Genomic DNA, 19,380 nt, shown 5'->3' on the forward strand with positions numbered 1-19,380 from the left:
CGCTCAGCCCCCGGCGCGCCGCCGCTCTTCCACACCTTCGCGTTCCTGCTCGAGGAGCTCGGCGGGACGCTCGGCGCCATCGACACCGAAGAGCAGATCGAGGACTGGCGCGAGATGACGCCAGCGGAGCTCCGCACACAAGCCAGTGCGTTGGAGAACCTCAGCACCGACGGGAAGAAGAGCATCGGCGGAAGCTGGGCCGATTGGGGTCGCTTTCGGGCGGTCGCGCACCGCGCCGTCGCCGATGCGCTCGACGCCTAGGCACACGGGGGGTTGCAGGGGGTTCGCCCCCTGCGATGAACAGGCGGGTTCGCAGGGTGTTCTCCCCCTGCGATGAATCAGTCGAGCCGGAACAGACGGTAGGCAAGGACGAAGGAGACGATCGCCCACACCACGAGGCCGACGATCTGGCCACTCACGTCTGCGAGCGAGGCTCCCGTCGTCGCGATCGCGCGCAGCGCGTCGTTGAGGAACGTGAGCGGCAGGTAGTCAGCGACCGGCTTCAAGAACGCGGGCACCGCGTCGCGCGAGAAGAAGACTCCCGATAGGAATAACTGCGGGAGCGTGACGATCTGCGTCGCGACCGCGGCCTGGTTCTCGGTGGAGAGCAGGCCGGTGACCGCGAAGCCGAGGCACAGGAAGACGACGGCACCCAGGATGGCCACCGCAAGCAAGGATCCGAGCCCGCCAACGACGGTGACCTTGAAGGCGAGCACTGCGACCCCGAGCAGGATGAGCACCTGCACGACCGCGAGGATCAGGCGCTGGAGCACATGCGCCGCGATGTAGTTCCTTCGCGGGATCGGCGTGGCCATGATCCGGCGGATGACACCACGCGAGCGCTCCGCGACGAACGCGAACGCCACGCTCGAGATGCCGAGCTGCATGATCGTCATGCCGAGGATGCCGGGCGTCAGGAAGTCAACGTACTTGAGATTGCGTCCGGTCACCTCCTCGCTCTTGAGGCTTACGACCGGCGCCGTCCGGGTTACGGCGAATGACAGCTGATCGATCACGGAATTGAGGACCGCGACGCCTACCGCACCCTGCTCCGGGCGCGAGCTGTTCCGAAACAGGGTCAGCGTCGGTACGCTGCTCGAAGGCGCTGCGGGCGCGATGCGGAAGTTGCTCGGGATGACGAGGACGAGATCCAGATCGCCGGCGGTGAGCTTCGCGAGCTGCCCGTCGCGGTCGCCACTGGTGATCTTGAGCGTGTCGATCTTTCCCAGTGTCGCGATGAACGACGCGCTCTGGTCGTTCTTCGCCTCGTCGACCATGCCCAGGTTCACGCGCACCGACCCACCGAAGTTGAGGACGCCGAACAGGACCATGAACAGGAGCGGGAAGAAGAAGCCGAAGAACAGCGCGGTGCGGTCACGCGCGTACGCGCGGAGCAGCATCAACGTGTAGCGAGGTATCTGCACTAGTCCTCCCGCAGCGCGTGGCCGGTGACGTCGAGGAACACGTCGTCGAGATTCGCCTGCTGCTGGACGACCGGTTTCCGGAATCCTCGTTTCAGCAGGGCCTCGATGAGCGCAGGCGGCGAATCGAGCGCGACGATCCGGCCCGCGTCCATGATCGCGACGCGGTCGCAGAGCGCCTCCGCCTCGTCCAGGTAGTGGGTCGTGAGGAACACTGTCGTGCCCCGCGCGCGGATCGCGCGCACCAGCTCCCAGAGATTGCGACGCGCCTGCGGATCGAGTCCGGTGGTCGGCTCGTCCAGGAACAGCACGCGCGGCTCGTTGACCAGCGCGACGGCGATAGAGAGACGCTGGCGCTGCCCACCGGACAGCTTGTCCTGCTTCTGCTTCGCCTTGTCCTCGAGGCCGACCGATCTCAGGATGGCCATCGAGTCGACCTTCTTGCCGTAGAAGAGCGCGAAGAGATCGACGATCTCGCGCGCCAGGAAGTTCTCGGGGAACGCGCTCTGCTGCAGCTGCACGCCGATCCGTTCCTTCACGCCCGACGGATCCTTTCGGACGTCGACACCGGCAACTATCGCCGTTCCGCTGTCGGCCGACCGCAACCCCTCGAGGATCTCCACGGTCGTCGTCTTTCCCGCCCCGTTCGGACCCAGGAGCGCGAAGATCTCGCGCTCCTCGACATCGAAGCTCACTCCGTCGACCGCCTTGATCTGGCCATAGCTCTTACGGAGCTCGCGAACGGAGACGATGGGCGGCATCAGGGCCTCACGAAGGTCGCGGGAACACTGCGTCCCATCACGGCCTCACGAAAGCCCGGTACGCCGCATCGTGCAGGTAGAGGGCGACCGGGAGCAGCGCGACCGCCGCGATGACGATCCGCACGACGACCGGATGCGGCCGCCGCAGCCGCGTGTAGGTCACGACGAGCGCGACCGATATCGCGGCGAGCAGCGGGACCGTGGTCACCCAGTGTGAGGCAGCTGCGCTGTCGAACACGAGGGAATAGATGGTCGCCGCCCCGAGCGAACCCGCCGTGAGCCCGATGACGGCGAAGACTCCGGCGTTGCGGGCCGGGTCGCGGAGCGCCAGAAGGAGGCCGATCCCCAGCGACCCGAAGATCGTCCCGAGCAGACGCTCGTAGGTGCGGTGGTACGGGGCGAACAGGAACCAGTCCGGGAACGCGAGCGAGAACACGACCGGAGCGAAGAAGAGCGCCGCGCAGGCGATGCCGACCGCCCGGGCGCCGCGCAGGGTGGTCGTGCTCACGTGCGGCTGGCGTTCCACGGCTGGCGAGTCTCTTACGCTAGGTGTTGTATGTCGAATGTGGGGAGTCGGCAGCGCCCGCTCATGCTCGCCGCGGGATCGCCGCTCGGGTCTCCCGGCTTCGCCGCGCTCCTCTCCGCTCTCCTCCCTGGCCTTGGTCAGGCCTATCAGGACCGCTGGGTCAAGGGCCTGCTCATGCTGCTCCTGCCGATCTTCGCGTTCGCGCTCGCGGGCGCGTTCGTCGTTAATGCGGATCCGCTCACCGCGTGGGTGCTGCGCAACGCGACCTACGTGACGCTCCTGGTGATCGCGACCGCGCTCGTCTACCACGTCTTCGTCGTGGTCGATGCGTTCGCGGGGCGCATGCGTCGTCTTCGCGGTCGCAATGTCATCGACTACGCGGTCCTCGCGCTCGTGACGACGACGCTGATCGTCACCTACGGAACGATCTATCGCGAGTCGGCGCCGTGGGCATCGTTCTTCGCCAAGATGTTCGCGCCGATCACCCGCCCGCAGGTCGCTCCGACGCCGGTCGGCCAGGAGCCCGCACCGGTGTGGACGGGTAACGACCGCTTGAACGTGCTCGTCCTCGGGATCGATACACGCGACGGCGACCGCACCACGCAGAACACCGACACCATGATCGTCGTCTCGCTCGACCCGTTGAACGAGACCGCCGCGATGCTCTCGATCCCGCGCGATGTCTACATCAACAAGCCCGGCACGTTCCAGGGAAAGATCAACGGGGCGTTCGCGTTCGGCGGACCCGACCTGGTGCGAAGACTCACGAGCGACCTGCTCGGGATCAAGATCCACTCGTACGCGCTGGTGAACTTCGACGCATTCAACAAGATCGTGAACGGCGTCGGTGGGGTGATCGTCGACGTGAAGCGGCCGGTGCGCGACGAGACCTACCCTACGATCGACTACGGCGTCGAGCGCGTGAACATCACACCTGGACCGCAGCTCATGTTCGGCGAGACCGCGCTGAAGTACGCGCGATCTCGTCACGACACGAACGACTACAGCCGCGCGCGGCGCCAGCAGGATGTCCTCGGCGCGCTCCGCGTGAAGCTTTCGACGCCGCAGGCGCTGCGGACCATCCCGTCGCTCATGGAGGGGGTCGGCACGACGATCGAGACCGACTTCGATCCGGCCAACGTCCTGCCGCTTGCGCGCGCGGCCGCGAGCATCGACAGCGGTGACATCACGAGCGACGTGCTCTACCCGTGCGGCGGCGACTATCCGCGTTGCGAGCTGACGTACGACAGTGAGGGCGGCTTCTTCCTCATACCTGACGTCGCGAAGATCCGAGACCTCGCCGCGTCGCTCTTCTACGATCCGAAGGTCCGGCAGGAAGGCGCGCGCGTCGAGGTACAGAACACCGGCGCACGGAGTGGCGTCGCGAGGGATGTGGCAGACCGGCTCGAGGCACGCGCGTTCGGCGTCAGCGCGGTGACCGATGGCTCATCCGCGAAATCGGCGGTCGTGCTCCGGAATCCTGGCAAGCGCTACACCGCCGAGCAGCTCCGCGCGCAGCTGGGTCTCCCGATCGAAACGGCCGAGGGTTCCGGCGGGCCCGACATCGTCGTCCGCATCGGCAACGACTTCCGAAGCTTCGCTAGCGACTCAGCTCGCTGACTTGTAAATAGGTGTGAGCCAGTCGCGGTAGCGTTCGTTCTTGCCACGCACCGCGTCGAAGTAGATCTTCGAGATCCGCTTCGTGATCGTGCCGACCTCGCCCGTGCCGACATCGCGGTGGTCGACGCTCGTCACCGGGGAGATCTGCACGCCGGTCCCGCACATGAACATCTCATCGCAGATGTAGAGCTCGGTGCGGTCGATGACCCGTATCTCGACGGTCAGGCCGAGATCGCCGGCGATGCGAATCACGTTGTCGCGCACGATCCCCTCAAGGATGTTCTCCGTGGCTGGCGGCGTCATGAGCTTGCCGTCGCGCACGAGGAACAGGTTCGCGGCGCTTCCCTCGGATACGTGGCCCTCCTGGGTCAGCACGATCGCCTCGGCGAAACCGGCCTCCTCGGCCTCGCTCTTGGCCAGAGCCGCGTTCACGTAGGAGCCGGTGATCTTCGCGCGCGCCGGGATCGCGTTGTCGTCCACCCGGCGCCACGACGAGACGTGGCAGGCGATGCCCTTGTCGATATCGATGTAGTTACCGAATGGGACGGCGAACATCGTGAAGCCGTCCTCGAGGTTGTGGAGCCGGACGCCGATCACCGGGCTCGCCTTGTAGGCGACGGGCCGGACGTAGGCGTCCTCTCTGTAGCCGCACTTTCGGAGCAGGTCGACGGAGATGGCGACGAGCTCGTCCACGCTGTGGGGGATGGCGATCCGCATGATCTTGCCCGAGCGGCGGAGCCGCGTGAAGTGCTGGCGCAGATGGAGGCCGTAGAGCTGCTCCTGCTCGGCGTTCCAGTAGGCCCGGATCCCCTCGAAGACGCCCGTTCCGTAGTTGAAACCGTGCGTCATGACCGAGATCTTCGCCTCGCGGATGGGTACGAACTTGCCATCCAGGTAGGCCCACGCGCTGTCGGGCGCGGCACCTCTGGGCAGCTTGGCGGGCCGGACTAGCTCCTGCACCATCACCCACTCCTTAGGGATCGCCTGAGGCGATCCCGACCAGCCGACCGCACGCCCCGTGCCGACCTCGTTCCCGCATTGTGACACGCGGCCTCGCCGCGCTGGTGGCGATTGTTGGTCAGACCGCTAGGATGCCGCTGGTCAGACCGCTGTTGAGCCATTCGCGGGCGAACGGCGTACGAGTCCGTGGAGGTGCAGACAAAATGTGGCCAGTGACCCGTAGGCGTTTCGTATCCCTTCTCGGTGCCGGCATGCTCGTCGCGACGGCGTGCGGCGGCGGTGCTACCACTGCGAGCCCGACGCCAGCTGCGTCGACCGCGGCGTCGGCCTCGGTGGAGACGATGACCCAGCCGACGCGTCCGATCGAGTTCGTGATCAGCACCGCGGTCGGCGGCGGCTCGGACATCTACGCGCGCGCGATGCAGGCGATCATCGAAGAGCAGAAGCTCTCGCCGCAGCCGGTGCAGCCGGTCAACAAGGAAGGTGGGTCCGGCGCGGTCGCCTTCACCTACGTGTTCGAGAAGAAGGGTGACATGCACTACATCATGATCACCCTCAACAGCTTCTTCACCACGATCGTCACTCAGCCGGCGCTCCCGTACAAGGCGACGGACTTCACGCCAGTCGCCAACCTCGCGCTCGACCCGTTCTTCCTGTGGGTCAATGAGGACAGTCCGTGGAAGACTGCGGGCGATGTCATCAAGGCGGCACAGGGCAAGGAGCTCGTCGTCGCTGGAACCGGCTCGAAGCAGGAGGACGAGGTGATGTTCCTCCGCATCGCCGACCTCGCGAAGACGAAGCCGTTCCGCTACGTGCCGCAGTCCGGCGGTGGCGCGGTCGCGACCGCGCTCGCCGGCCACCAGGGCGGCGTCGAGGTCACGGTGAACAACCCGAGCGAAGGGCTTGGTCTGTATCAGCAGAAGAAGCTTCGTCCGCTCTGCGCGTTCACGCCTGCGAGCCCGACGACTGGCGTCTACTCGGGCCTCGCGACATGCAAGTCGCAGGGCCTTGCGATCGACGACTACTACATCATGCGAGCGGTCATGGCTCCGCCCGGCCTCACGCCGGCGCAGCAGGCGTTCTGGGTCGACGTGTTCAAGAAGGTCTTCGAGTCCGCGAAGTGGAAGACGTTCATGGACACCAACGCCCTCGTCCCTGACTTCCGATCGGGCATCGACTTCCGCACGTTCATCAACAACTACCAGAAGCTCCACCAAGACATCGCGACCAAGAACAAGTGGGTGTGACCCAGAGCGCGTGAGGCCCTATCAGGTCGCGACGGCGGCGGTCATGATCCTGATCGCCGCCGTCGCCATGTTCGACAGCCGCGCGTCCGCGCTGCCTGACCTCAGCGGAAGATTCCCTGGTGGTCTTGGGCCGGGCTTCTATCCCTTCTGGTCCGCGGCGATGATCGCCGGAGCCGCCGTTGTCGTGATCTACCGGTGGTACGTGACGGCCGAGACCGGCGAGGGCGTATTCGCGCGGCGCGAAGCATGGACCGCACCGCTGAAGATCGCGGTGCCGATGATCGTCGCGGTCACCTTGATCAGATGGCTCGGCTTCTACATTGTCACCGGGCTCTACATGGGTTTCTTCGCCGCGTACCTTGGCCGGTACCGCTGGGTGTGGGTCGTCCTCATCGCGGTCATGTTTCCCGCGCTGATCTATCTGTCCTTCGAGAAGGGGTTCCGCGTCTCGCTGCCGAAGAGTCTCTTCTACGACCAGGGCTTTCCCTTCTAGCGCGGGGCTGCGATGGACATCCTCAACGGATTCACGAGCACGCTGGGCAGCCTCGCCGGAGGCTTCGGCACAGCGCTCCATCCGATCAACCTGCTGCTCCTCACGATCGGCTGCTTCCTCGGTCTCGTCATCGGGGTCCTCCCGGGTCTCGGTGGGACGAGCGGTGTCGCCATCCTGCTGCCGATCACGGTCTTCATCGCGAACACCGGTCCGGGCGGATCGACGAGCGCGGTCATCTTCCTCTGCGGCATCTACTGGGGCGCTCTGTTCGGCGGCGTCATCACCTCGATCTTGTTCAACATCCCCGGCGAGCCGTGGTCGGTCGTGCTTCTCTTCGACGGCTTCCCGCTCGCGAAGAAACTGGGCAAACCCGCGCTCGCACTATCGTCGTCGTTCTTCGCGTCGTTCATCGGAGCGTTCATCGCCACGGTCTTGTTCACGTTCTTCGCGCGCGCGCTCGCAGACGTGGCGCTCGCGTTCGGCCCGGCCGAGCTCTTCGCGGTCTTCATCATGTCGTTCGCGACGCTGATCGGACTCGGCTCGGAGTCGCCCGCGAAGAGCGTGATGATGATCGGCTTCGGCCTGCTGCTTGCGGCCGTCGGGTTCGACACGCTCACCGGCGCCCCGCGCCTCACGTTCGGGCGCATCGAGATCCTTTCGGGCATCGGCTTCGTGCCGGTCACGATCGGACTCTTCGGGATGGGCGAGATCCTCGCGTCGGCCGAAGAGCAGGGCATCGGTTTCGTCGAGCGCCTCTCCGCGAAGGTCGGCCTCAAGGACATCCTCGAGACGCTGCGCGAGCTTCGTAAGCGCATCTGGACCGTGGTGATCACCGCCGTGATCGGTTTCTGGTTCGGCGTCCTCCCGGGCCACGGCGCGACCGCGGGCTCGTTCCTCGGCTACGGCCTCGCGCGCCAGTACTCGAAGAACAAGGCGAACTTCGGCAAGGGCGAGATCACCGGCATCATGGCGCCGCAGGCGGCCGCCGACGCATCGGCGGTCGGGTCGCTCGTTCCGATGGTCGCGCTGGGTGTGCCGGGCTCGCCGACATCCGCCGTGATCATGGCCGGCCTCTTCATCTGGGGGCTGCAGCCCGGGCCGCTGCTCTTCATCGACCACCCGGATTTCGTGTGGGGCCTGACCGCGAGCATCTACCTCGGGCACCTGATCACGTTCACGATGTGCCTGCTCGCGGTGCCGCTCCTCGCGAAGATCATGCACATCCCCTACGCGATCATCACGCCGTTCATCGTCATCATCTCGATCATCGGCTCATACTCGCTCAACAACAGCATGTTCGACGTGTTCATCACGATCACGTTCGGCTTCGTCGGCTACTGGCTGCGCAAGATGAAGTACCCGCTCGCCCCGCTCGTCGTCGCGATCGTGCTCGGCGACTCGACCGAGCGCGAGCTCCGGAAGGCACTCATCGCGAGCGGCGGCAGCCCGCTCATCTTCGTCGGCAGCCCGCTGGCCGCGACGCTGATGATCCTCGCGATCATCCTGCTGCTTCTGCCCGTCATCCGAAACGTGCGCGAGCGTCGCGCGCGACCCGTGTCCGTCGATCCAGCGGCGTGACGCCTCTCGACGTCGCGCTCATCGTCCTCGCGTTCGGGCTGATCCTCGTCGGCGCCGAGGTCTTCACCAACGGGATCGAGTGGCTAGGGATCAAGCTCAACATGTCCGAGGGCGCCACGGGCAGCATCCTCGCTGCGCTCGGCACCGCGACGCCGGAGACGCTCATCCCGGTCGTGGCGATCCTGTTCACCAACACGAGCGACTCCGATGAGATCGGCGTGGGGGCCATCCTCGGCGCGCCATTCATGCTCGCGACCCTGGTCATGCTCCTGATCGGCGTGACCGCATACGTCCTGCGTAAGCGGAGGGGCCGCGACACGCTCCGCGTGGACGCGGCGCACGCGTCACGCGACATGTCGTTCTTCCTCGTCCTCTATACGATCGCGCTCGGACTCGCGCTCCTGCCGCGCGACCTGCACTTCCTGAAGGGCTACCTCGGGTGGATCTTCCTGCCGGCGTACTTCCTCTATCTCTTCCTCGTCCTCCGGACGCCGAAGGTCACGCCTGAAGACGTCGAGGAGCAGGAGGAGGAGCACGAGGCGTTCGACGAGCTCACCTTCGCGACGCAGCTGCAGCGGTTCGGAGCGAGCATCGTGCCGACTGCCCCTCCGCTGTGGCTCGTGCTGGTACAAACGCTCGTCTCGTTCGGGGCGATCCTCCTGGGAGCGCGGTTCTTCGCGACCTTTGTCGAGGACTTTTCGCATGCGATGCAGTTCAACACGCTTCTCGTCGCGCTGGTCCTCGCGCCCCTCGCGACGGAGCTGCCGGAGGCGGCGAACAGCCTGATCTGGACGAAGGACGGAAAGGACGTCATCGCGCTCGGCAACGTCGCGGGCGCGATGGTCTTCCAATCGACGATCCCGGTCACGATCGGAGTGCTGCTCACGCCCTGGGAGCTGGGGCGGTTCGGCACCATCGCCGCGGTGTTCGCCCTCCTGTCGGGCTTGCTGATCTGGATCCAGTTGCGTTTGCGCGCGCGCGACAACTCGCTGCCGCCGTCCTCTCTCATGCTCGGCGGAAGCCTGTACGTGGTCTTCCTCGTCTACGTGGTCTGGAGCGTCATCGCGGGGCTGCCAGCCTGATCCCGCACACCTGACTAGAATCCCCGAATCGCGCTGTGAGCAGCTTCCAAGCGCCGCGCGACGATGAGAGGGAGGTCGGACGGACCAATGAAACGTGTGCTCGCGATCTATGTTGCCGTCGCGCTCGTCTTTGCCGCCTGTGGCGTTATTCCCGGCACCGGTAGCTCGCTCAAGATCGGGATCGTCACCGACATCGGCCAGCTCGAGGACAAGTCGTTCAACGAGTTCTCCTGGAAGGGCGTCCAGGACGGCGCCAGCGCGATCGGCGCGCCGAAGCCGGTGGCGATCGTGACCAAGGACATCGCCGACTACAAGCAGAATATCCAACAGCTCGTCGACCAGAAGTACGACATCATCGTGACAGTCGGATTCCTGATCAGCAGCGACACGCTTGCTGCCGCAAAAGCGAATCCGACGATCCAGTTCTTCGGCGTCGACCAGTTCATCGCCGACCCCGTGCCCGCCAACTATCAAGGTCTCTTGTTCAACGAGGCGCAGGCGGGCTACCTCGCCGGGATCGTCGCCGGCACCATCACGAAGAGCGGGAAGATCGGCGCGGTCGGCGGACGGTCGGACGTCCCGCCGGTCGTGAACTACATCAAGGGCTACGAGAACGGCGCGAAGTCGATCAAGGCCAACGTCCAGGTCAGCATCAACTACGTCGAGGACTTCAACGCTCCCGACAAAGGCGAGGCTTCGGCGAAGACGATGATCGGCCAGGGTGTTGACGTCCTCTTCCAGGTCGCTGGCCTCACCGGTGCGGGCGTTCTGCGCGCCGCCTGCAACGCGAAGGTCTACGGCATCGGCGTCGACGTTGACCAGTACCTGTCTCTTCCCGATTCGAAGGGCTGCATCATCACCAGCGCCGAGAAGCACCTGCAGAACGCGACGCGCGACGCGATCAAGCGCTTCAAAGACAAAGGCAAGCAAACGGGCAACTTCACCAACGACGCGACGAACGACGGTATCGGCGCGTCCGAGATCCGCAACCTAAGCCCGATCCCCGCGGGTCTGCAGGACAAGATCAAGCAGGCCACTGCGGATATGAAGTCGGGCAAGCTCAAGCCGATCCCGTGATCCAGATCCGGTAAATGGGAAGGAAGCGGGCCGACCACTCGGGTCGGCCCGCTTTGTTATGAGCGAAGAGACGCCGGTCCTCGAAATGCGCGACGTCAGTAAGCGCTTTCCGACCGGCACGCTCGCCACCGACGCGATCGATCTCGACCTCGGCCAGCGTGAGATCCACGCGCTCCTGGGCGAGAACGGGGCCGGGAAGTCAACGCTCATGAACATCCTCTATGGGCTGGTAGAGCCCGACTCGGGCGAGATCCGCATCGACGGCGCGGCAGTGACCATCCAGAGCCCGGCGGACGCCATCGCGCGTGGCATCGGCATGGTCCACCAGCACTTCATGCTCGTGCCGGTCCTCTCCGTCGCGGAGAACGTCGTTCTAGGTCAGGAGATCACCCGCGGCGGACAGGTCCTCGATCTGGGCGCGGCCGAGCGCCGGATCCAGGATCTCGCGGAACGGCTCGGGTTCACGATCGATCCGCATGCGCGCGTCGATCAGCTATCACTCGGCCAACAGCAGCGCGTCGAGATCCTGAAGGCGATCTACCGGGGAGCGCGGATCCTGGTGCTCGATGAGCCGACGGCGGTACTGACGCCGCAAGAGACGCGTGAGATCTTCGGCGTGCTGCGCCGGCTTCGCGAGGACGGCACGAGCATCATCTTCATCAGCCACAAGCTCGACGAGGTCCTCGAGATCGCCGACCGGATCACCGTGATCCGCCGCGGCAAGGTCGTCGGCAGCCGAAAGCCGGCGGAGACGAACGAGAGCGAGCTCGCGGAGCTCATGGTCGGACGGGCCGTGTCGCTCCGCGTCGATCGCGGCCAGTCGCACGCCGGCGAGGTCGTCCTGGAGATCGCGGGGCTCCGCGCCACGGACGACCGACGCCGCGAGGTATGCAGTGGCGTCGATCTCACCGTCCGCGCAGGCGAGATCGTCGGCATCGCGGGCGTCGGCGGCAACGGGCAGGACGAGCTCGTCGAGTGCATCGTCGGCATGCGAAAGCCCATCGCTGGGACGATCCGCATCGCGGGCCGCGATCTGACCCACCTCAGCGTTGACGCTCGACGGGATCTCGGCATCGCGTACGTGCCCGCCGACCGCCAGCGCTTCGGGCTGGTGCTTCCCTTCCGCCTTCCGGACAACTTCGTGCTCACGCGTTACGCCGAAGCTCCCTATGCAGCGGGATTCGGTGGCTTCGTGCGCCAGGAGCGGCCGATCCGCGACGAGGCCAGTCGCCTGGCCAAGGAGTTCGACGTCCGGACGTCCTCCCTCGATGTCACGGCTGCCACGCTGTCGGGAGGCAACCAGCAGAAGGTGGTCGTGGCGCGCGAGTTCCGACACGACCTGAAGGTGCTGGTCATCGACCAACCGACGCGCGGGCTGGACGTTGGCAGCGTCGAGTTCATTCACAAGCAGGTGATCGAGCGCCGCAACGCGGGCGTCGCGGTGCTTCTGGTCTCGGCCGAGCTCGACGAGGTGCTTGACCTCTCGGACCGCATCCTCGTGATGTTCCGCGGCCAGATCGTGGGGAGCTTCGCCGCGGCTGAGGTCCAGCGTGAAAAGGTCGGGCTCCTCATGGCGACCGGCCAGGCGCGCGCGTGAAAGTCTGGCGCACGCAGCTCGCCCCGACCTGGTCGAAGGCATCGGTCCCCGTTTATTCGATCGTCCTCGCGTTCGCAGTGGCCGCCGTCGTCGTCATCGTGTCGAGCGCTTTCACCGAGACCGGCTTCGACCCGCTGCTCCCGTTCGCCGCGTACGCCCGTTTGCTCGCCGGATCGTTCGGAAGCGGCAACGCCATCGCGAACACGCTGGTGTCCGCCGCCCCGCTGATGTTCGGCGGTCTCGCGGTCGGCCTCGGATTGAAGGCCGGCCTCTTCAACATCGGGGTCGCCGGACAGTTCCTCGTCGGGGCGTTCGCCGCGGCGGTTGCGGGCGCGTCGCTCGCCACCGCGCCGACGATCGTCGGCATGCCGCTCGCCATGCTCGCCGGCGCGTTCGCCGGCGCGGCGTACGGCTTCGTACCCGGTTACCTCAAAGCGCGTACCGGCGCGCACGAGGTCGTGACGACCATCATGCTCAACAACGCAGCCGCGCTGCTGCTCACGTGGGCGGTCAACGACCTCGTACGCGCGCCGGGCTTCTCGTTCCCGCGGACCGCCGACATCGGGCAGAGCGCCCTCCCGATCCTCGCCGGTCGCAACCTGCACCTCGGCATCGTCTTCGCGGTGGCCGCCATCTTCGTGATCCGCTGGATCCTCGACCGCACCGTCCTCGGCTTCGAGATCCGCACCGTCGGCACGAACCCCAACGCCGCGCGATACGCGGGCATGCGGCCGATCTTCATCACCGCGCTCACGATGACGATCTCCGGTCTCCTCGCGGGTCTCGCCGGTGCGATCCAGATGCTCGGCGTCATCGGCTTTTACGCGCCGGGCATCACCGCATCGGTCGGCTTCGACTCGATCGCGGTCGCGTTGCTGGGCCGATCCGATCCGATCGGCATCCTGTTCGCGGCGCTCCTCTTCGGCGCATTCCGCGCCGGCGCGCCGCTCATGCAGATCGAGACCAGCGTGCCGATCGAGGTGATCGACATCATCCAGGCGCTGGTCATCCTGTTCCTCGCTGCGGACGTCATCGTGCGGAAGGTCTTCCGCGTGCGCGCGCCGAAGGTCGAGATCACGGAAATGGCGACGGTGACGGGGTCCTGGGGCACGGGCACGCCACCGCCTGGATCGGCACGCTGATGGATCTGCTCGCCGTACCGCGGCTCATCTGGGAGTTCCTGGTCTACCTCTTCACGGTGATGCCGGACCTGCTGCCGATCATCCTCTCGCTTGCGACACCGCTCGCCCTGGGCGCGCTCTGCGGCGTGCTCGGCGAACGGTCCGGCGTCGTGAACATCGGCATCGAGGGCATCATGCTCATGGCCGCGTTCTTCGGCTACCTCACCGGTTTCGCACTGCATGAGCCGCTCGGGACCGGTGTCGCGCTCGCGCTCGGCATCGTGGTCGCCGTCGCCACCGGAGCACTCCTTGGGCTTCTGTACGCGTGGCTCACGGTGACCGTGCGCGCGGATCAGATCATCGCCGGCACGATGATGAACATCGCCGCCTTCGGTATGACGGGCTATCTCAACCGCCTCGTCATCACGCCGTCCGGCCGCGGAGGCGCCGGCGTGATCACGCCGTTCCATTTGCCGGACCAGCTCGCCGCCATACCATTCCTCGGCCCGATCCTCGCGATGTTCCTCGACCAGGGGCCGATCGCTATGAGCGTCATCGTGCTCGTCCTTGTTTCGCAGTTCGCCCTGTTCCGCACGCGGTGGGGACTCCGCACCCGCGCCGTCGGCGAGCATCCAAAGGCCGCGGACACCGTCGGCATCAACGTCTTCCGCCAGCGCTACATGAACGTGATCATCGGCTGTGCCATCGCCGGTCTCGCGGGCGCGTACCTCACCCTCGAGTCGACCGGCTCGTTCCAGAACGGCATGACCAACGGGCGCGGCTTCATCGCGCTTGCCGCGGTGATATTCGGACGCTGGACTCCGGTGGGTGCGTTCCTCGGGGCGCTCCTGTTCGGCACCGCCACGGCCTTCGGCATCATCGTCAACGTCCGGCCGGCCGAGGGGGATCTCGGCGCGCTCATGAAGTCGATCCCGACGTTCTGGTACGCGGCCCTTCCCTACCTCATCACGGTCGTGATCCTGGCCGGCGTGGTCGGCCGGTCGACCCCGCCGGCTGCCGATGGCATCCCGTACGCGAAAGAGGGCAAGGGCTAGGCCGGGCGGACCCTTTGACGGCTCCTCCTAACCGTCGTAGCCTCTTGTCCGTTCTGGTCAGACCACCTGACCAGCCATTGGGGAGGTCCGAACTGGCCGTCATCGAGCCCATACGGCGCAGCAGGCTCTACCAGAGCATCGTCGAGCAGATCGAGTCGCTCCTGGAGAAGGGCGAGCTTCGGCCGGGCGATCAGCTCCCGCCCGAGCGCGCGCTCGCCGAGCAGTTCCAGGTGTCGCGCGCCTCCGTCCGCGAGGCGCTCCGAACCCTCGAGCTCCTCGGCGTCATCGAGACCCACGCCGGCGGCGGCACGTTCGTCCGTCAGGTGGCACCGGACGATCTCGTGCGCCCGCTGCACAGCCTCATCGCCCGTGGTCACAGCGTCCCCGATGTGATCGAGTTCCGCGGCCTCATCGAGCCGGCACTCGCCGCGCTCGCTGCGACGCGCATCAGCGACGCGCAGCTGGCCGAGCTCCGCGAGATCCTCGCGGCTCAGGAGCGGAAGGTCGCCGCGGGCGAGACGTACGTGGAAGAGGACACGCGCTTCCACGAGGTCATCGGCGACGCCGCGAAGAACGAGCTCCTCACGACGATGCTCGCGGTCATCTGGGACGTCCTCCGCGCATCGCGCGAGCAGTGGCTGCAGACGAACCAGCGCGCGCACACATCTCTCGACGCGCACCGCCGAATCCTTGACGCACTCTCCCGCCACGACGTCGAGGGCGCGCGGACCGCATCGGCTGAGCACATCCGCGCCGTCGGCGAAGGCATCCTGAAGCTCCTTGGAGGTAAATGATGGCTGAGGAACGCAGCGTTTCCATCGAGGTCGTGTACCGGGGCATCTTCCAGAAGACGCTGGCGCAGCGCATCTGCCGTTCGGTCGTGCTCGCCGCACGCAAGCGAGGACACACCGGCACGGCATTCGCGCGCTACGGGGACTCGCCGGAACGCAACGGGGTGCCGGCGAAGCAGTTCGCTGTCGTTGCCGCCGACGAGCTCGAGCTCGAGGCCTCGATGGCGAAGTACGAGCCGAGCGTCGTGGACGTGAGCATCGCCGTCGATGACACGCTCGTGAAAGGCGTTGAGTCGTGGGCCTGGTACGGGCGCCAGCCGATCTGGAAGCCCGTACGCGCGAACGGCTGGCTCCTAGTCACGAGCGACAAGAAACCCGACGAAGTGCTGGCGCAGACCGACAAGGCGGAGCGACCGTACACGCTTGGGATCGTCCCGGGGGGCGCATCGTTCGCCGGACTCTGGGTCTACAAGGACGACCACACCGACTTCCGCGTGCTCGGAGCGCTCGCCAAGATCCTCCCGCAGTGGATCGCCCTCGACGACGCGAAGGCCGCCTCTCTCGAGCTCGCGAAAGGTGACCAGTCCGCCGTCGCATCGGTCCAATACGGCTACGACGCGACGACGATGCGCCGGGTCAAGGACGGCGAGGGAACGAGCGGCCACGAGGTACTGCAGTTCAAGAAGCCCGGCTGGACCAAGATGCGACCGGGGGTCATCGTCGAGGCCCGCAAGCCCGGCGAACGCAACCCGTATTACAAGAAGTACGGGGCCCGCACGATGCGGCCGGTCGTGAACTTCGACACGTGCATCAAGTGCACGATGTGCTGGCTCGACTGCCCGGACGAATGCTTCGAGGTCACGCCCGAGGGCCATTACGAGGTCGTGTACGAGGCTTGCATCGGCTGCGGCATCTGCGCGCAGGTCTGCCCGGTGAAGGACTGCATCGTCATGGTCGACGAGCTCAAATTCACTGACAACAAGGACAAGTGGCAGCTCTGGAAGACGGATCACTCCAAATACAACTCGTGGTTCGAGGACATGAGCGGCGTGTCGGCCGACCCGAAGAAGGGCGCGTCCGGCAGCGTCCCACCGAACGCGAACCCCGCCGCCAACGCGGCGACGAATCCAGGTGCGGACCCTGCGGCGAATCCCACGACTTCGGCGGGAGGTGACGAGTAATGGCAGTCGAGGTCAAGACCAAAGAAACGAATGAGATCGAGACCGAGCAGCTCGCGACGGGCTGCGAGGCCATCGCCGAGGCCATCCGGCTGGCTGACGTCGACGTTATGGCCGCATACCCGATCCGCCCGTACGACGGCGTGATGCAGGCGGCAGCGAAGCTCATCGCCAACGGCAAGATGGACGTCGAGTACATCGTCGCCGACGGAGAGCACAGCCAGTTCGAGATCGTGAAGCACGCCTGCGCGGTTGGTGCGCGAGTGTTCGTCGGCTCGTCGGGCGTCGGCTGGTTCTACGCTTTTGAGGCGATCGCGGTCACCGCGGGCCTGCGCCTACCGGTCGTGGCGATCTGCGGCAACCGCGCCCTCGATGACCCCGGCGCGTTCGGCACCGAACACAACGACTCGCTCGCGGTGCGCGACCTCGGCTGGCTTCTGCCGTGGGCCGAGACGGCGCAGGAAGCACTCGACCTCGCGCTCATGGCCTGGCGCGTCGCCGAGGACAAGCGCGTGTCGCTCCCGGTCGCGATCGGGCTCGACGGCGCCTTCCTCACCCACTCGCAGCACATCGTGAAGATCCCGACACAAGCTGCGGTCGACAGGTTCCTGCCCAAGTTCGACCTCGGCGACCGCCTGCTGCACCCGGACAACCCGATCACCATCGCGCCGCAGGTCGACCAGGACTGGCTCATGGAGATCCGGCGCCAGAACGACGCGGCGATGCGCAATGCGCTCGGCGTGATCCGCGAGGCGCACGCGGACTTCAAGAGGATCTTCGGCCGCGGCGGCGAGAGCCCGTTCCTCGACGAGTACATGACCGACGACGCCGAAGTCGTCGTCATCGGCCAGGGGACGCTCTCGCTCCCGATGAAGGTCGCGATCCGCCGTCTGCGGAAGGAGCGCGGCCTCAAGATCGGTCTCGTCCGCCTCAAGTGGTTCCGGCCGTTCCCGACCGAGGAGGTCGTGAAGAGCCTCCGCAGGTTCAAGGCCGTCGGCGTCATCGACCGCGACTACAGCTTTGGCTCGCCGTATTACGGCGGCGTCCTCTACAACGAGATCCGCTCAGCGCTGTACTCACAGGAGAAACGCCCGGTCATCGTCGGGTTCATCGCGGGACTCGGCGGTCGCGAGATCGAGCAACCGATGGCGACCGAGATCTTCGAGAAGACCATGGCAGCCGGCAAGGGCGACCTCGCCGCCGGCGACACGTGCCATTGGATCGGCGTACGGGAGTAAGAGATGACGACTGAGATCATGCCCGCCCAGGACCTGCCACAGATCAAGGGGGTCAAGGACGTCCCGTACGACGAGCTCTTCGTCTCGGGCCACCGCACCTGTCAGGGCTGCGAGTCCGCGCTCGTGATGCGGCACATGGTGAAGGCATCGGGCCCGCGCACGATCGTGCTGGGGTCGACCGGCTGCATGTACGTCGCGAACACGACGTACTACACGACACCATGGGTCGTGCCGTGGATGCACACGCAGCTCGGCGCGTCCGGGTCCGCGGCGCTCGGCACCGCGGCCGGTCTCAAGGTGCTGATGCGCAAGGGAAAACTGAAGAACGAGAAGATCAACGTCATCGCGTTCTGCGGCGACGGCGGTGGCGCCGACATGGGCATCGGTGCGATCTCCGCCACCCTCACGCATAAGGACTACAACTGCCTCGTCCTGCTGTACGACAACGAGTCGTACGCGAATACCGACATCCAGCTGTCGAGCCAGACGCCGTACGGCGCGGTCACGACGTTCTCGCCTTCGGGCGATAAGAAGCGGCTTATGCACACGCGCTGGAAGAAGAACGTGCCTGGCATGCTCGCGGCCGGTCATCCGGAATCCCGCTACATCGCGGCAGGATGCGCCGCGTACGCCGTGGATCTCATGAACAAGATCCGCAAGGCGCTCGAGCTCGGCGGGCCCACGTTCGTGCACACGCTCGACCCGTGCCCGAAGGGTTGGGACTATCACCCGCAGTACAGCCAGGAGCTCGGCCACCTCGCCGTGGAGACCGGGATCTGGCCGCTGTACGAAGTCGTCGACGGCGTGTGCAACCTCACCGGCCCGACGCGTCAGATCGCGGAGGGTCGCAAGAAGCGCAAGCCGGTGTATGAGTACCTGAAGCGGCAGGGCCGCTTCGCGCACTTCATCGACGAGGACGTCGAGCACTTCCAGGCGCAGGTCGACAAGATGTGGACGGACTGGCTCATTCCCGGCGTGATCCCCTTCACCGTGCCGGCGAAGGACGTTGCGATCCTGAAGATCGACAAGAAGCCCATGCACGAGCAGAAGACCGCGTAGCGCGGCACCTCACAAGGTCGTCGAAGGGCCGCCGCAAGGCGGCCCTTTTCTTTGGGGTCTTTCGTAGCCTTGCCGGTGGCGACACCGGCGTCGGTCGTGGTGCTGTCGATGAGGAGGGGATCGACGTGCGAAGGTCAGTTCTCGCCCTGGCTTGGGCTGTTTCGATCACGTGCAGCGGGGGCGCGGTACCGGCAGCATCGCCCACCACAGTTGCCGGGGTCCAGCTGTCGGGCGACGCGGAGATCCCGAACAAGGCGCGGATGAACGTCCAGATGGCGCTCCTCGGCATGTCCTTCAACGTCGACACGATCACCATCGACGGAAAGCAGTTCACGAAGGCGCGGTAACGGGCAACGGACCGAAGGCTCGAAGAGCTCGTCGATGAACGGCGTGCTTGATCCTCTCGGCAACGTCGATATGTCCTTCATCCACGACGTGGTCGAGGTCGATCGCCCAGAGGTCGATGGCCGCAAGACGCGGCACCGAACCCCGTCGGCACGGGTGAGCTCTGGATCCGCATCGACGACTCGCAGATCGTCCGTCAGCTGGTGAAGGTGTCGCTTGACGTCGATGGAC

At 66.0% G+C, this 19,380-nt stretch carries 19 protein-coding genes; 15 read left to right on the plus strand and 4 right to left on the minus strand.

All coding sequences use genetic code 11. The features are described from left to right. The coding region (locus VI056_10580) for an NUDIX hydrolase (protein HEY6203477.1) at positions 1 to 261 on the plus strand (261 nt) is incomplete at its 5' end. A gap of 77 nt (positions 262 to 338) precedes the next feature. On the opposite strand, the gene VI056_10585 is transcribed toward VI056_10580, so the two are convergent. Genes VI056_10585 through VI056_10595 form a run of 3 tightly spaced genes read right to left on the minus strand, consistent with a single transcriptional unit; the run spans position 339 to position 2,708 of the window. Continuing rightward, complete coding sequence (locus VI056_10585) at positions 339 to 1,424, minus strand: ABC transporter permease (protein HEY6203478.1); 1,086 nt, start codon at positions 1,422 to 1,424, stop codon at positions 339 to 341. Continuing rightward, positions 1,424 to 2,182, minus strand: coding sequence for an ABC transporter ATP-binding protein (locus tag VI056_10590; GenBank protein ID HEY6203479.1), 759 nt, complete (start codon positions 2,180 to 2,182; stop codon positions 1,424 to 1,426). Before VI056_10590 ends, VI056_10585 begins: the two co-directional genes overlap by 1 nt. 37 nt (positions 2,183 to 2,219) lie before the next feature. After that, positions 2,220 to 2,708 carry a hypothetical protein gene (locus VI056_10595; protein HEY6203480.1) on the minus strand — a complete coding sequence of 163 codons (489 nt, stop codon included), beginning with the start codon at positions 2,706 to 2,708 and terminating at the stop codon, positions 2,220 to 2,222. A gap of 30 nt (positions 2,709 to 2,738) precedes the next feature. Here VI056_10595 and VI056_10600 point away from each other — a divergent pair, with 30 nt between their 5' ends. Further along, entirely contained in the window at positions 2,739 to 4,328 is a 1,590-nt protein-coding gene (locus VI056_10600; protein HEY6203481.1) for an LCP family protein, read from the plus strand. Here the strand turns inward: VI056_10600 and VI056_10605 are convergent. Beyond that, positions 4,317 to 5,291 carry a branched-chain amino acid transaminase gene (locus VI056_10605; GenBank protein HEY6203482.1) on the minus strand — a complete coding sequence of 325 codons (975 nt, stop codon included), beginning with the start codon at positions 5,289 to 5,291 and terminating at the stop codon, positions 4,317 to 4,319. The two genes, VI056_10600 and VI056_10605, sit on opposite strands and share 12 nt — an antisense overlap. A 209-nt stretch (positions 5,292 to 5,500) precedes the next feature. On the opposite strand from VI056_10605, the gene VI056_10610 reads away from it, so the two are divergent. The 13 genes from VI056_10610 (at position 5,501) to VI056_10670 (ending at position 19,151) form a co-directional block, all read left to right on the plus strand. Continuing rightward, positions 5,501 to 6,535: a tripartite tricarboxylate transporter substrate-binding protein gene (locus VI056_10610; protein ID HEY6203483.1), complete on the plus strand. Its 1,035-nt coding sequence runs from the start codon at positions 5,501 to 5,503 to the stop codon at positions 6,533 to 6,535. A 10-nt stretch (positions 6,536 to 6,545) separates the two neighbouring features. Beyond that, complete coding sequence (locus tag VI056_10615) at positions 6,546 to 7,028, plus strand: tripartite tricarboxylate transporter TctB family protein (GenBank protein HEY6203484.1); 483 nt, start codon at positions 6,546 to 6,548, stop codon at positions 7,026 to 7,028. Between the two features lie 12 nt (positions 7,029 to 7,040). After that, entirely contained in the window at positions 7,041 to 8,606 is a 1,566-nt protein-coding gene (locus tag VI056_10620; GenBank protein ID HEY6203485.1) for a tripartite tricarboxylate transporter permease, read from the plus strand. Then, positions 8,603 to 9,688, plus strand: coding sequence for a sodium:calcium antiporter (locus tag VI056_10625; protein ID HEY6203486.1), 1,086 nt, complete (start codon positions 8,603 to 8,605; stop codon positions 9,686 to 9,688). Before VI056_10620 ends, VI056_10625 begins: the two co-directional genes overlap by 4 nt. Positions 9,689 to 9,775: 87 nt before the next feature. Beyond that, complete coding sequence (locus VI056_10630; protein HEY6203487.1) at positions 9,776 to 10,765, plus strand: BMP family ABC transporter substrate-binding protein; 990 nt, start codon at positions 9,776 to 9,778, stop codon at positions 10,763 to 10,765. 85 nt (positions 10,766 to 10,850) lie between these two features. Next, on the plus strand, positions 10,851 to 12,362 hold the full coding sequence (locus VI056_10635; protein ID HEY6203488.1) for an ABC transporter ATP-binding protein: 1,512 nt from the start codon (positions 10,851 to 10,853) through the stop codon (positions 12,360 to 12,362). Beyond that, a complete protein-coding gene (locus tag VI056_10640; protein ID HEY6203489.1) occupies positions 12,359 to 13,504 on the plus strand; it encodes an ABC transporter permease in 1,146 nt (381 codons plus the stop codon). The genes VI056_10635 and VI056_10640 overlap by 4 nt, the downstream gene beginning before the upstream one ends. Next, a complete protein-coding gene (locus VI056_10645; GenBank protein HEY6203490.1) occupies positions 13,504 to 14,538 on the plus strand; it encodes an ABC transporter permease in 1,035 nt (344 codons plus the stop codon). Before VI056_10640 ends, VI056_10645 begins: the two co-directional genes overlap by 1 nt. Positions 14,539 to 14,615: 77 nt before the next feature. After that, positions 14,616 to 15,332 (plus strand): FadR/GntR family transcriptional regulator, encoded by a 717-nt coding sequence (locus VI056_10650; GenBank protein HEY6203491.1) that lies wholly within the window; start codon positions 14,616 to 14,618, stop codon positions 15,330 to 15,332. After that, positions 15,332 to 16,510 (plus strand): 4Fe-4S dicluster-binding protein, encoded by a 1,179-nt coding sequence (locus tag VI056_10655; GenBank protein HEY6203492.1) that lies wholly within the window; start codon positions 15,332 to 15,334, stop codon positions 16,508 to 16,510. Before VI056_10650 ends, VI056_10655 begins: the two co-directional genes overlap by 1 nt. Continuing rightward, entirely contained in the window at positions 16,510 to 17,745 is a 1,236-nt protein-coding gene (locus VI056_10660) for a pyruvate ferredoxin oxidoreductase (protein HEY6203493.1), read from the plus strand. The genes VI056_10655 and VI056_10660 overlap by 1 nt, the downstream gene beginning before the upstream one ends. A gap of 3 nt (positions 17,746 to 17,748) precedes the next feature. Beyond that, entirely contained in the window at positions 17,749 to 18,804 is a 1,056-nt protein-coding gene (locus tag VI056_10665) for a thiamine pyrophosphate-dependent enzyme (GenBank protein ID HEY6203494.1), read from the plus strand. Positions 18,805 to 18,929: 125 nt separating this feature from the next. Then, a complete protein-coding gene (locus VI056_10670) occupies positions 18,930 to 19,151 on the plus strand; it encodes a hypothetical protein (GenBank protein ID HEY6203495.1) in 222 nt (73 codons plus the stop codon). The last annotated feature ends 229 nt before the right edge of the window (positions 19,152 to 19,380 follow it).

This window comes from Candidatus Limnocylindria bacterium, assembly GCA_036523395.1.
Classification (GTDB): Bacteria; Chloroflexota; Limnocylindria; order P2-11E; family P2-11E; genus CF-39.

Excerpts from the sequence above, each read along its gene's own strand:
- VI056_10600 (HEY6203481.1), top strand. The coding sequence starts at position 2,739 with ATGTCGAATGTGGGGAGTCGGCAGCGCCCGCTCATGCTCGCCGCGGGA.
- VI056_10660 (HEY6203493.1), top strand. The coding sequence starts at position 16,510 with ATGGCAGTCGAGGTCAAGACCAAAGAAACGAATGAGATCGAGACCGAG.
- VI056_10645 (HEY6203490.1), top strand. The coding sequence starts at position 13,504 with ATGGATCTGCTCGCCGTACCGCGGCTCATCTGGGAGTTCCTGGTCTAC.
- VI056_10620 (HEY6203485.1), top strand. The coding sequence starts at position 7,041 with ATGGACATCCTCAACGGATTCACGAGCACGCTGGGCAGCCTCGCCGGA.
- VI056_10635 (HEY6203488.1), top strand. The coding sequence starts at position 10,851 with ATGCGCGACGTCAGTAAGCGCTTTCCGACCGGCACGCTCGCCACCGAC.
- VI056_10630 (HEY6203487.1), top strand. The coding sequence starts at position 9,776 with ATGAAACGTGTGCTCGCGATCTATGTTGCCGTCGCGCTCGTCTTTGCC.
- VI056_10655 (HEY6203492.1), top strand. The coding sequence starts at position 15,332 with ATGGCTGAGGAACGCAGCGTTTCCATCGAGGTCGTGTACCGGGGCATC.
- VI056_10665 (HEY6203494.1), top strand. The coding sequence starts at position 17,749 with ATGACGACTGAGATCATGCCCGCCCAGGACCTGCCACAGATCAAGGGG.
- VI056_10590 (HEY6203479.1), bottom strand. The coding sequence starts at position 2,182 with ATGCCGCCCATCGTCTCCGTTCGCGAGCTCCGTAAGAGCTATGGCCAG.
- VI056_10605 (HEY6203482.1), bottom strand. The coding sequence starts at position 5,291 with ATGGTGCAGGAGCTAGTCCGGCCCGCCAAGCTGCCCAGAGGTGCCGCG.